General features: G+C 44.0%; 9 protein-coding genes. 2 read left to right on the top strand and 7 right to left on the bottom strand.

Annotated elements, in window-relative coordinates:
• The first annotated feature begins 39 nt into the window (after positions 1-39).
• The gene (locus tag BN1234_RS12380) at positions 40-909 is read left to right on the top strand and encodes a DegV family protein (RefSeq protein ID WP_054956977.1); all 870 of its coding nucleotides are present in this window, start codon (positions 40-42) and stop codon (positions 907-909) included.
• Positions 910-985: 76 nt separating this feature from the next.
• On the opposite strand, the gene BN1234_RS12375 is transcribed toward BN1234_RS12380, so the two are convergent.
• The 5 genes from BN1234_RS12375 to BN1234_RS12360 all read right to left on the bottom strand — a co-directional run bounded on the left by BN1234_RS12375 (position 986) and on the right by BN1234_RS12360 (position 8042).
• The gene (locus tag BN1234_RS12375; RefSeq protein ID WP_170308031.1) at positions 986-3289 is read right to left on the bottom strand and encodes a PAS domain-containing protein; all 2304 of its coding nucleotides are present in this window, start codon (positions 3287-3289) and stop codon (positions 986-988) included.
• A 340-nt stretch (positions 3290-3629) separates the two neighbouring features.
• Positions 3630-3806: a GapA-binding peptide SR1P gene (locus BN1234_RS22255; protein ID WP_156337205.1), complete on the bottom strand. Its 177-nt coding sequence runs from the start codon at positions 3804-3806 to the stop codon at positions 3630-3632.
• Between the two features lie 204 nt (positions 3807-4010).
• Entirely contained in the window at positions 4011-5807 is a 1797-nt protein-coding gene (locus tag BN1234_RS12370; protein ID WP_054956975.1) for a S9 family peptidase, read from the bottom strand.
• 216 nt (positions 5808-6023) lie between these two features.
• Positions 6024-7355 (bottom strand): branched-chain amino acid transport system II carrier protein, encoded by a 1332-nt coding sequence (brnQ, locus tag BN1234_RS12365; RefSeq protein WP_082423189.1) that lies wholly within the window; start codon positions 7353-7355, stop codon positions 6024-6026.
• Positions 7356-7649: 294 nt separating this feature from the next.
• Complete coding sequence (locus tag BN1234_RS12360) at positions 7650-8042, bottom strand: hypothetical protein (protein ID WP_054956974.1); 393 nt, start codon at positions 8040-8042, stop codon at positions 7650-7652.
• Between the two features lie 125 nt (positions 8043-8167).
• Here BN1234_RS12360 and BN1234_RS12355 point away from each other — a divergent pair, with 125 nt between their 5' ends.
• The gene (locus BN1234_RS12355) at positions 8168-9559 is read left to right on the top strand and encodes a SpoVR family protein (RefSeq protein WP_054956973.1); all 1392 of its coding nucleotides are present in this window, start codon (positions 8168-8170) and stop codon (positions 9557-9559) included.
• Between the two features lie 105 nt (positions 9560-9664).
• Here the strand turns inward: BN1234_RS12355 and BN1234_RS12350 are convergent, their stop codons facing one another.
• Positions 9665-10690: a globin-coupled sensor protein gene (locus tag BN1234_RS12350; RefSeq protein ID WP_054956972.1), complete on the bottom strand. Its 1026-nt coding sequence runs from the start codon at positions 10688-10690 to the stop codon at positions 9665-9667.
• 201 nt (positions 10691-10891) lie between these two features.
• Positions 10892-12684 (bottom strand): PrkA family serine protein kinase (locus BN1234_RS12345; RefSeq protein WP_054956971.1); only part of this gene is annotated, 1793 nt, incomplete at its 5' end.

Below are 12684 nucleotides of genomic sequence, written 5' to 3'. Positions count from 1 at the left end.
ATAATAGAAGGACTTTGATTGTGTTAAAGGGAGATGTTCATGTCTGGGAAAATAAAAATATTTGCTGACAGTACTTGTGATCTACCATCTGCATGGATTGAAGAAAACGACATTGGAATCGTACCGTTGTATGTTGTTTTCGGGGAGGATTCACTCCGTGATGGGATCGATATTACACCTGTTGAGCTGTATGCCAAGGTCGAAGAAACAGGAAGTCTGCCAAAGACGGCTGCGCCATCACCTTCTGACTTTATTGCTGCATTCTCGCCTTCCATTGAACAGGGTGACGATATTGTATACATTAGTCTGTCATCAGAGTTATCTTCAACTTACCAAAATGCCATCATCGCAGCTGAGGAATTACCTGCGGGCAGGGTTACGGTAGTTGATTCACGCAATCTTTCTTGCGGAATCGGTCTTCTGGTTATGAAGGCAGTCCAAGCTGCCAAGGAAGGCTCTTCGATTAAGCAAATCGTCGACTTGTTGAACAGCTATACTAATCAGGTGGAATGCGAATTTGTTATTGATACGCTTGATTACTTATATAAAGGCGGACGCTGCTCAGGCATGCAAAACCTCATCGGCAGTCTGCTCAAGATCAGACCTGTTATTAAAGTGGTTAACGGCAGCATGACGCCGGCTTATAAAGTACGCGGGAAGAAAGAGAAAGCACTCGAGCAAATGCTGAATAATGCACTGGATAAAGTCAAGGATATGGATAACGACCTTATTATCGTTGTGCATACGATGGCTGAATCGGAAGCACTCTTTCTCCAGAAAGCACTCCAAGAAAAGACAGGTGCAAGACAAGTTGGCTTGGCCACTGCAGGATGCGTTATAAGCAGCCACTGCGGTCCGCATACCGTTGGGTTAATGTACACCAAGAAACCAAACAGTCAAACGGTTTAAGTTTCTATATAATAATATCAACAAAAAAGGCAGTTCTGCTTGCTTTCGCTACAGCAGGACTGCCTTTTTCTATTCGTTAGACACATGATGCATCATCCAACACAGACTGGGTCAGCAATACAAATTTGAATACAGAGCCCTTTCCTTCTGTACTCTCAACAGAAATAGAACTCCCCATCAGCTCAATGAGCTGTTTGCAAATTGAAAGCCCGAGTCCTGTCCCGCCGTATTTACGGCTAAAGTTAGGATGAAGTTGGGAAAAGCTTTTGAATAATTGATCCATCTTCGCATCTGGGATTCCTATTCCGGTATCAGCAACAGAAAACTCCAATATTAAATGGTTACTATCTGCTCTTACCGGCACGGGTGATATCGTTAATACCACTTCTCCCTGCTCTGTAAATTTAATGGCATTTCCCAATAAATTCACCAGCACTTGTCTTAAGCGAACCGGATCGCCGATAATCTGGTCCGGAAGCCCGTCTTCGATTACCGTAGTAAATTTCAATCCTTTCTTTGACGCTTGCGGCAGGAATAATTCTGTAACTGCATGTACCAATTCAGGCAAGTCAAATACATCCTGCTTTAAATTCATCTTGCCCGCTTCCATTTTACTGAGGTCAAGAATATCATTCAAAATGGCGAGCAGAATTTCCGAACTGGTCTTGAGAATATCCGCGTAATTCCTCTGCTCCTCATTCAAATCGCTGTCCAGTAACAGATCCGCCATACCGATCATCCCATTCATAGGAGTCCGGATTTCGTGGCTCATCATATTCAGGAATTCCGATTTGGCTTCAGCCGTTCGCTCAGCATACTCTTTTGCCCGTATAATCTCTCTCTCTGTTGTAATATCATTGAATACGACAACAGCACCAATGATTTTATCTTCATCGAAAATCGGATTAACCTGATAGGAGACAAGGAAACTGGAGCCGTCCTTTTTCCAAAATATATCTTCTTGAACAGCACGGAACTTGCCATCACGAATAGTTTTATGAATCGGGCAATCTGAAACATCATAATGGGATCCGTCCGCGTGTGTATAGTGAATATATTCGTGCGCATTGATTCCTGCAATCTCATCCTGGGTATAACCAAGCATCCGTGCTCCTGCCGGATTAATAAATATGGCCTCCCCTTTATCATTCAAGCCAAATATCCCGTCAGATACCGCGTTCAAAATCATGCTGTTGCGGCTGCTCAGTGTCTCAATCTGATTAAGATACAGCTTCTCATCTGTAACATCCATCACGACTCCGTACACACCTGCCAATTGCTCGTTAACGACAATCGGAATATTGGTAACATGAATGCATCGTTCTATTCCATCCTTGGTTATGAGTTTACTCTCATAAGATTGAGGTTTACCTTGCTTCGCGAGTTCTAAATAATAATCTGATTTCTTCTTTGTCTCATCTGTAAGCAGGAAGGACTTCTTATAGGAACCGGCCCGCAGATCTTGTTCCGTGTATCCTGTTAATTCTACGAATTGTTCGTTTACAGAGAGTAATTTCCCTTCCATATCCAGAGAGTATACGCTTGAAGGATTGTATTCAAAAAGAGATTTATACCTTTGCTCACTTTCCTCCAACCGGTTTCTTGCTTCTCTTTGTTCTGTAATATCCCTCGCTATGGTTACAACTTCGTTCAGCTTTCCATCTTCGTCGTAAGTGAACATCCCTGTACTCTCGAACCAGATATAGTGTCCTTCCTTGTGCTTCAGCCGGTATGACGCGGTACACCATTCATTAGCAGCCAAGTTTTCAAGATAGTCTTTTATTATTGGAATATCGTCTTTATGGAAATAGTCAAATGCGCCTTTGCCTATCATTTCTTCAGGAGAATAGCCGAGTAACAGTGTGCAAGAAGGTGAAACGAAGGTATATGTTAATTCTTCACTTGCTTCTTGTATGGAAATAAAATCAAGGGAATGCTCCGTAATGATCCTAAGGGTTCTCTCTCGATCACGGAGATACTGTTCAGTCCTTTTCTTATCTGTAATATCTTTCGCTATACCATAAACACCGACGATTTTATTATCAATCTCAATGGGTACATAAGTGATACGGGTATCCCGAATGTGGCCATCCTTATGCTTAAGCTGGATCTCAAACGTTTGAGATTGACCTGACAACGCCTTATCCATATAAAAATTTCGATTAATAAAATCTTCTTCATAAAACAACGCATCTTTCGGAAGATTAATAAATTCTTCCCTGCTATAGCCAGTGACTCGCTCATTGTAGCTGTTGGCATCAACATACATGCCTTGAGTATCCACTATATAAATTGCCTCAGGAATATTCTCATACAATGACCTATATGCGCTTCCTTCCGAAATCAACTGCTCCAGACCATGGGTGTGATAGTCGCTCATAGAAGCTTCATTCCCTTCATAGTTTGGTCGCTGAAAATATAACATAAAACAATTTTCCGTTTCGGTTAAAAAAGTCACTGATTTTTATAAAACATGCAAATTAATGGAATGAAATCGCTCTACTTTCGCCTTTATATTATAATCTTTACCTCTTAATCCCAAAATTATATTGGAAATACCTTCACAATTTAGGCATATAACCCGTCCTATAGTCTAATAAGTTCGATCATTCGCATCGAAAAAGACTGGAGCTTATAAAGCCCCAGTCCTCCTTGTTAAATAAAGTACTGTATCCGATTTAAAATGGTATAGTTGCCGTAGTGCAGCTTGTTCATTCCGCTCACAATTCTTGAGAACAAGTTCCTCTACATTCTTCCCTGGCACAATGGCTGTGAATGATCTTTACTCCATCGGTTGGCAAAGTATCAATCACTTCTTCACAGAAAGAACAAATGATGAGTCCCATATCCTTGCGTTTGTCCTCATTCCCGGGCATGTTACTTGTGAGCGTTTTCATGTTACTCCTCCTTAAAGTAATTTCCATAAGCAGCCGACCTGCAACCTTCCTCTCCTTTTAATAACAGATATTCATGTAGATAAATTAGACCCTGTTGCTTCTATTGTATTTAATAAAAATAAACGGCAGAACCAAGGGACATCCCTTGCCTGCCGTTTTTCAATGAAACCATTATAAATTTCTTGCGACATGGTGCTGCATCATTTACTGGCAGCGCTCCAGGAATTCCGCCATACGAGCATAGCTAATCTTCTCATTCGCTTTCTTCGTAATGCCGTGCCCTTCATCCTCGAATACCAGATATTCCACATCGCATCCCTTGGCACGAAGCGCTTCAACAATTTGATCCGATTCTTCCTTCACAACTCTCGGATCATTGGCACCCTGAATAATAAACATCGGGTTAACCATGTTGTCCAGATACGTAATCGGCGAATCCTTAATAAAACGCTCACGATCCAGCTCAGGGTCTCCAATCCAGCGCTTCATGATTGGCTTCCAATGCTCCGGCACCGAATTATAGAAGGTAAAGAGATTGCTGACTCCAACAATATCAATCGCCGCCCGGAAATATTCCGGATTACGCCCTGCAAGCAGCAGGGTCATATAGCCGCCATAGCTACCGCCCATGACGAACAGCTTGTCACGACTGGATATTCCCTGCTCAAACAACCAGTCCATTCCAGCCAAACAATCCTTGCGAGGCCCTTCACCCCAGTCCTGCTCAACAAGCTTCACAAAGGAGCTGCCATAACCGGTACTGCCGCGGAAATTCGGACAGAAGATGTTATATCCTTGGGCAAGTATATACTGAAACGCCGAACGGAACTGTTTCCGTTCTGCCGCTTGCGGGCCGCCATGAGGCCAGAATACGGTATAACCGTTCGACAAGTGCTCCTTGGCGCGGAAGAGCAGCGCCTCTATCTCCATTCCATCAAAGGATGGATAAGTAATAACATCCGGGGATACCAAATCTTCCTCTGTTAACCCGGTCATTACATTTTTCGTTAGCATAGTCCAGGTTCCGTCCTGATAGCGGTATATATTATGCGGCTTAACCGCTCCGCGGGCCAGAATATACAGATTCCCTGACTTGGCTACCGTAAGCTGTTCAACGATATCGGCTGGAAGCGGAATTGGCGTAAGCTCATCTCGATCGATAGAATAAGCATAAAGCTTGTCTTCAACTCCTTTTTCCGTCACCAGGTAGGCTGTACGGGAGTCCTTATGATACCTTACCGATCCAATACTCTCGCGTTCAATATGAACCAGAGGCCTAAAGGTTTGGCTCGGAATGTGATACTCTGCTAAATAGGCAAATTCCGAATCGTAATCGGTTGTGAAGAGGAGGGTATCATTATCCAGAAAAACAGCATCACCTGCAGTATGAACTCGTTCCGCAGAGGGAGTGAGGCACTGGTCCTCCATTCCTTCACGCTTTACATAGCTTACGTAATAGGTATTCGCGTATATCTTCGTATAAACATAGCTCTTCTCGTCAGGACTTACTGCAGCCAGCTCCGTTGTAGTATCCTGCCCTTCAATTAGAAGCTCGTCACGCTTCGTTACGAGATCAAATACACGTGAATTCATGTATTGTGGATTATCCTTGGATGTACTGTAATACAGACGCCTTCCATCTTCCGATAGATGAACAAAATAATGTTTGTCCTCCGGCGAAACCCCTTCCAAAAGTGCCATCGGCTCTCCGCCGTTCCAGCGAAGCGCATGAAACTGATAATTCTCATTACCATCGTTATCAAATGCCGTTAGTACATGTCTTCCTTCCGGATCCAGTTTAATAAAGCTGCAGATTTGATCGTTATACGTGAGTGGAAACGGATAAGAGGTCTCTCCGTTCAAGTCGATTGCCCATAAATTAAACTTGCCGTTCATGCTGCTGCTGAATACCAGTCTCGTCTCATCCGTAGAAACCCCGAAAGAGCGAATGACATAAGTTTGAAAAAACTGCTCGACATCAGGCTTTGGAAATTGAAGCATAGTTACGATCTCCCCCTATTACCTTGTATAATCCCAAAATATTCTTATGTAGATTCTAATTATATCATATCACTTGAAAAATAAATCGAGCCGGGGAAGTAGGTCGTATCGTTCTTTAGACGGACGGAAGAGCCGCTAAGTCCTCCTGCTAATCTATGGCAAACAAGCAGGCCGCCCCAGAGTGATCAACTCTGAAGCGGCCTGCTTGGTTTGTTCTTATGATTTCCTGCCGGAACTGCCTGTCCTTAATCTTCCTACGATGAATCCGATAACTGCGCCTGCGACTGCTGGAATTACCCATCCAAGTCCCTGCTCATACAGCGGAATATATTTAAACCACACGGTTATGAAATCGAGCCGGATGCCAGCCTCCTTAAATCCGTCAAAGATACTGATGAACAAAGTGCAGATCATAGCCCCAACATAAACGCTTGGGGATACATGAAACCACCGTTCACAGAATGACAGAAGAATCAGCACAATCGATACCGGATAAATGACAAGGAGCACAGGCACCGAAATCGAGATTATCTGATTCAGTCCCAGATTAGCAACCAGCAGTCCTAGCACACATATAATGAACGCAATCCAGTTGTAGCTGATCTTATGAAAGAGTGTTGAGAAGTATTCACTGCAAGCAGTTACAAGACCGATACAAGTCGTAAGACATGCAAGCGTCACGATGAATGCAATCAAGACTAAGCCGTATGTGCCGAATAAATTCTCAACAATGAGCGTAAGCAGCTGACCGCCATTTTTCGCATACCCGTAAGAATCAACACTTGTTACACCAATGTACCCGAGCGCAGCGTATACCAGAGACAGACCAAGCGCTGCTACGACCCCAGCTTGAATCGTTGCCTTAGCAATCATCCGATTATCCTGAACACCCTTATCCCGAATTGCATTGATCACTATAATGCCGAAGGCGAGTGCGGCAATCGTATCGAGTGTTAAATAACCCTCCATAAACCCTTTAAAAACCGGCATCTCTACATATTCTTGTACAGCCGGCTGTGCTGATCCGTGAGGATTAATTATCACCGCCACAAACAAACCCGCGATCCCCAAAAGTAACAAGGGTGTCAAAATGCTACCGATGCGATCGACAAGCTTAGATGGATTCAGACTAGCCCAGAATGCCACACCAAAAAACAACAGTGTGTAAATAAAGAGCCCCCATCCGCTGGTCTTCAGATCATCAGGAATAAATGACTGCGCACCCATCTCATAGGCCACGTTCGCTACTCTCGGTATTGCCATGGACGGACCGATCAGAACATAAACGGCAATCGTAAATATGATCCCGAATTTGGGATGTACGTGTCCAGCCAGCTCCTGCATGTTTCGCCCCGAAAGTGCGATTGCAATAATCGTGAGCAGCGGTAATCCTACGCCTGTCAAAATAAACCCAAAGATTGCAGGCCAGAAATGCTCCCCTGCCTGTTGACCCAAAATTGGTGGAAAGATCAAATTCCCAGCCCCAAAAAACAAAGAAAATAGCATTAGCCCTATAAAGAAAGTATGGGCCTTGGATATGTTTCTCAAGTATTGAACCCCCCTGACAATCTCTCTCGCTGTTTAATGACAAAAAAACCGTCCCGTGAAGGGACGGATTAAACTACGCAAAACCACCCGATTCCAGCTAAAAACAGATAAGTGTTCCTCATTCATCTGCTCTCATTCACTACAATGATTCATTTAATGCTTCAAGCAATTTATCACGATGTAATTAGTATTGTCAAGCTAACCGGGAACCACAGAATTTTCCGGATCTCCGCCAGCATGCCTGTTCATTTCACCTGCAATTCCTTTCGCTGACCGGCCAGCTGCTTCAGGTATTTATACCCCTGCATTATATAAGTACATATTCTTTGACTTAACTTTGACTTGAAGATAGGTTTCAAATGGATACGGCTCCCCGAGCATTTCCAGCATAATTACACTCGTGCCAAACCGTAAATCATAGCATCCATCGTCAAATGAAGATTCCAATTGACCTGTCAAAATCGTGTAATCCGTTTCACTTTTAATGGAATACTCCCTTACCTCCGACTGAGTAACATCGATATCTCTGATCAATACATGAGGTATGTCGAGCTCAACTATATATTCTTGGCCAACTTCTGGCTCTTTACCGCTCCAACAAGCATTTGCAGTTCCCTGTTCAGAAGTAAAAGTGATGTAGCAGCTGTCCTTCAAACGTAAAAGTATGTTCGTTACTGTAATTTTCATTATGTATTCTCCTTATTAATAAATGCATCTGAATATATACTTATCATACTTCCTCACATAATACCTTGAACATCCCATATATATGATAAGAAGCATCTTTCAACTTACAGAGGGGGGGATTTCACGTGCATCAAGACGAGATAGCGGAACTTGAGCGATCCATCTCGGAAATAACGGAGATTGCTGCAGGCTTTGGTCTGGATTTTTACCCTATGCGATATGAAATTTGTCCGGCAGACATCATATATACCTTCGGAGCTTACGGAATGCCTACTCGCTTTAGCCATTGGAGCTTCGGGAAAACCTTCAATAAAATGAAGATGCAATATGATTTCGGACTCAGCAAAATATACGAGCTTGTCATCAACTCGAACCCTTGTTATGCTTTTTTGCTGGATGGAAACTCCTTGATCCAGAATAAGCTCATTGTCGCCCATGTTCTTGCACATTGTGACTTCTTCAAGAACAACGCCCGTTTCTCCGTCTCTAACCGCAACATGGTGGAGAGCATGTCCGCTACTGCTGAGCGAATCAGCCGATATGAGCTGGAGCATGGTACCGATGCCGTTGAGAAGTTCATTGATGCGGTTCTGGCAATCCAGGAGCATGTCGATCCGCAAATTGTCAGACCCGAGAAGCTTGATAAACAGAGATATACCGAGCGGATTATAAGGGAGCAAAAAGACGACGCTAAGCGCCAAAAAGCAGCAGGGCCTTATGACGACCTCTGGGATTCAGATGATAAGAGTTTGGAGAAAGCAGTGGAAGAGGCCTTCCTTAAACCGAAATTCCCTCCGGTCCCGGAGAAAGATATCATGTGGTTTATACAGGAGCACTCCGAAGTTTTAGAGGATTGGCAGCGGGATATTATGAGTATGCTGCGTGAGGAAATGCTCTATTTCTGGCCGCAGATGGAAACCAAGATCATGAACGAAGGCTGGGCTTCGTACTGGCATCAGCGTATCATGCGGGAGCTTGATCTCACCAGTGAAGAAACCATTGAATTCGCCAAGCTTAATGCTTCCGTTGTACAGCCGTCTCGCCACAGCCTCAATCCTTATTATTTAGGGCTCAAAATATTTGAGGATATCGAGCGCCGCTTTGACCGGGAGAAAATATTCGAAGTCCGCGAATATGATTCAGACATCTCGTTTTTACGAAACTACCTGACTAAAGATCTAGTAAACGATCTTGACCTGTATGTCTTTGAGAAAAAAGGCCCCGAATGGAAAATAACAGATAAGTCATGGGAGAACATTCGTGATCAGCTTGTCGTTTCCCGTGTGAACGGCGGCTCGCCTTACCTTGTTGTAAAGGATAGCGATTACCGCCGCTCCGGGGAGTTGTTGATCAATCATCAGTATGAAGGGATTGAGCTGGACCTGAAGTATTTGGAACGAACCCTCCCATACGTCTACCAGCTTTGGGGAAAGCCTGTACATCTGAACAGTATTATCGAAGGAAAACCCATCTTATTCACCTATGACGGCAAAAAGATACATCGTCGATTTATGTAAAACAATCTATAAACAATCTATGACTAATAAACGGCAGCCCAGCAGTGAGATAACCTCTACTGCTGAGCTGCCGTTCTATTGTTCATGGCCAAAGCCACGTAATGTTTATGCCTCTAACCGGAAAGATGATTTGCTTTGCAATGTCTCCAAATCCTCAGCAAGCTTCTCCATCATCTTGACAAAGGCTGACAGCTCCTGCGAGCTCGCCGCCTGGTTCCGCGCATTAATAGAAGTCTGTTCTGATTCATGCGCCATCAGACCAAGCTTGCTAATAATACCTGACACCTTGCTCCGAACCTCTTCCATAGCTGTCCGGGAATGGCTGGCAAGCTTGCGAATTTCTCCGGCCACAACCTCGAATCCACGTCCATACTCACCGGCGTGTGCTGCTTCTATCGCCGCATTTAAACCAAGCAGGTGACTTTGATCTGAAATTTCACGAATGAGTGAGCTCATCTGCTCAATTTGAAGGATTTCCTCGTTAAGCTCCTCTGTAAGAGCGTGTGATTTCTCCTGCGCTTCTGCAGCCTTTGTTGCGTTATCCGCCATTTGGGATGCACTTTGGTCCAATTCAACAATCATCGCTGTTAATTCCTGCACGGCTGCAGTAATGGCCTCCAGCATATGCTTTTGATCTGCTGCGAGTGACTGTATGAGTTCCTTCTCTTTAATATTGTATGCTTCCAAAACCAGCTGGGAGTCCAGGTTGAACATTTTACTCAAGGCATGAATGACATGAATCCATTGATCGGGTGCCATTTGCTTAAGCAAGTCTGTAGCGATATCCAGGTACACCATGTAGCTTCCCAAATAGTAATCAACAGATAGTCCAATCCGGGAATGGACTTGTCCGATTTTAATCCGGTTATTTATATATGCTTCATCAACGACTCCATCAGCCAGCGACATCCAGTACCCACGCTGCGTTTCCTTTAATCTGTCGACTGTTGAAGTGTTATCGATAATTTTCATCAGCTCAGGCTGTGTTCCGATCCTTTCATAGAAACGACTTACAACTTCCTCTACTGCTTTAGCAAATATATGGCGATGATCTGCTAATAGTAACAGATCCTCATCCTTTAGCCCGAGATAATCCAACTGTTTAAGCCTTACAGGGGATACGTTGATCATGAAGTCACTCCTATTTCCGGTGATAATTGTCACATGATTTTAAATCATGCTGGGTACATTATAGACTATTTTTACTACGCCTACATAATCCTAAAGTCCTATTTAATGTATATTTACACCAAATTTTTTACATATTTTCATTTTCAATCCTATAAAAAATAACATGGTGAAACCCATAGGCCACCATGTTATTCGTAATCATTATCTATTCAACAGGCTTCCTACATACCGCAGAAGCTCATTCGCGCATATCGGGCAATATCCATGCTCCTCAATCAGACGGGAGCTGACTTCATTAATCCGCTTCAACTGTACTGCGTCCGGTGTTTTTGTTGAAGTCGTAATTTTAACAATATCTTTAAGATCAGCAAACAGTTTTTTCTCAATCGCTTCACGTAAACGCTCATGATTGTGATACTCAAATTTTTTATCCTTGCGGGAGTAAGCAGATATCCGAATCATGATCTCTTCCCGGAATGCCTTTTTTGCGTTCTCGGACACACCAATCTGCTCCTCAATTGAACGCATCAATCTTTCATCCGGGTCCATCTCCTCATCGGTTAAAGGATCGCGAATTTTGCTCCAGTTGCAGAATGCCTCGATGTTATCGAGATAGTTCTCGAACAGCGTTTTTGCAGACTCCTCAAATGAATACACAAAGGCTTTCTGCACCTCTTTTTTGGCGAGATCATCATATTCCTTACGTGCCGCAGAGATAAAATTCATGTATCTTTCCCGCTCTTCCTTCGCTATCGAAGCATGCTGATCCAGTCCGTCCTTAATTGCGCGCAGCATATCCAGCGCATTAATGCACTGAAGATCCTTTTTGATCAAAGCACTCGAGATCCGATTGATAACATATCGGGGATCTATCCCGGACATGCCTTCCTCTAAATACTCATTCTGCATCTCTTTCAAATCTGCTTCTTTATAGCCCTCTATTTCTTCCCCGTCATACATGCGCATTTTTTTGATCAGGTCCATGCCTTGTTTTTTCGTTTCTTTCAGGCGGGTTAGAATTGAAAAAATAGCAGCCGAGCGCAGCGCGTGAGGGGCAATATGGATATGCTTCATATCACTTTGACCGATCAGCTTTTCATAAATTTTTTCTTCATCACTCACCCTGAGATTATAAGGAATCGGCATTACAATCATCCTGGATTGAAGAGCCTCATTCTTCTTGTTTGCAATAAAAGCTTTATACTCGGATTCGTTCGTGTGAGCGACGATGAGTTCATCCGCGCTTATGAGAGCAAATCTTCCTGCCTTGAAATTCCCCTCCTGGGTCAGCGAGAGCAAATTCCACAGAAACTTCTCGTCACATTTCAGCATCTCCTGAAACTCCATCAAACCCCGGTTCGCCTTGTTCAGCTCCCCGTCAAATCGGTATGCCCTTGGATCAGACTCCGATCCATATTCCGTAATGGTGGAGAAATCGATGCTGCCGGTTAAGTCTGCGATATCCTGAGACTTCGGATCAGAAGGGCTAAAGGTACCTATCCCTGTTCGGCCTTCTTCCGAGATCAATACGCGCTCCACCATCACGGATTCGATATCACCATCATATTCCGTTTTGAGCCTCATCTGGCAGGAAGGGCATAAGTTCCCCTCTATCCGGACTCCAAGCTGCTTCTCTATCTCCGGCCTCAGCTCAAGGGGAATCAGGTGTAACGGTTCTTCGTGCATCGGGCACCCGGCAATCGCATACACCGCTCCCCGATCCGTACGGGAATGCTTCTCAAGTCCACGCTTCAGAAGAGTGACAATCGTGGATTTCCCCCCGCTGACCGGTCCCATCAGCAGTAGTATGCGTTTCCGTACATCCAGCCGCCTGGCAGCAGAATGAAAATATTCCTCGACAAGCTTTTCCACCGCACGATCCAATCCGAATATTTCCTGCTCGAAAAATTTATATTTTTTCCTGCCGCCGCTCTCCTCAACTCCATAGGATTCAATCATGTCGTAGACGCGCGCATGCGCAGTCATGGCGGGTG

It is taken from the genome of Paenibacillus dakarensis, assembly GCF_001373415.1.
GTDB classification, from domain to species: Bacteria; Bacillota; Bacilli; order Paenibacillales; family Paenibacillaceae; genus Paenibacillus_AQ; species Paenibacillus_AQ dakarensis.
This window is presented reverse-complemented; position numbering and strand designations above follow the sequence as displayed.

Bases quoted from the DNA above. Each gene is read 5' to 3' on its own strand.
- BN1234_RS12375 (WP_170308031.1), bottom strand. From the start codon at position 3,289: ATGAGCGACTATCACACCCATGGTCTGGAGCAGTTGATTTCGGAAGGA.
- BN1234_RS12350 (WP_054956972.1), bottom strand. From the start codon at position 10,690: ATGATCAACGTATCCCCTGTAAGGCTTAAACAGTTGGATTATCTCGGG.
- BN1234_RS12370 (WP_054956975.1), bottom strand. From the start codon at position 5,807: ATGCTTCAATTTCCAAAGCCTGATGTCGAGCAGTTTTTTCAAACTTAT.
- BN1234_RS12360 (WP_054956974.1), bottom strand. From the start codon at position 8,042: ATGAAAATTACAGTAACGAACATACTTTTACGTTTGAAGGACAGCTGC.
- BN1234_RS22255 (WP_156337205.1), bottom strand. From the start codon at position 3,806: ATGAAAACGCTCACAAGTAACATGCCCGGGAATGAGGACAAACGCAAG.
- BN1234_RS12380 (WP_054956977.1), top strand. From the start codon at position 40: ATGTCTGGGAAAATAAAAATATTTGCTGACAGTACTTGTGATCTACCA.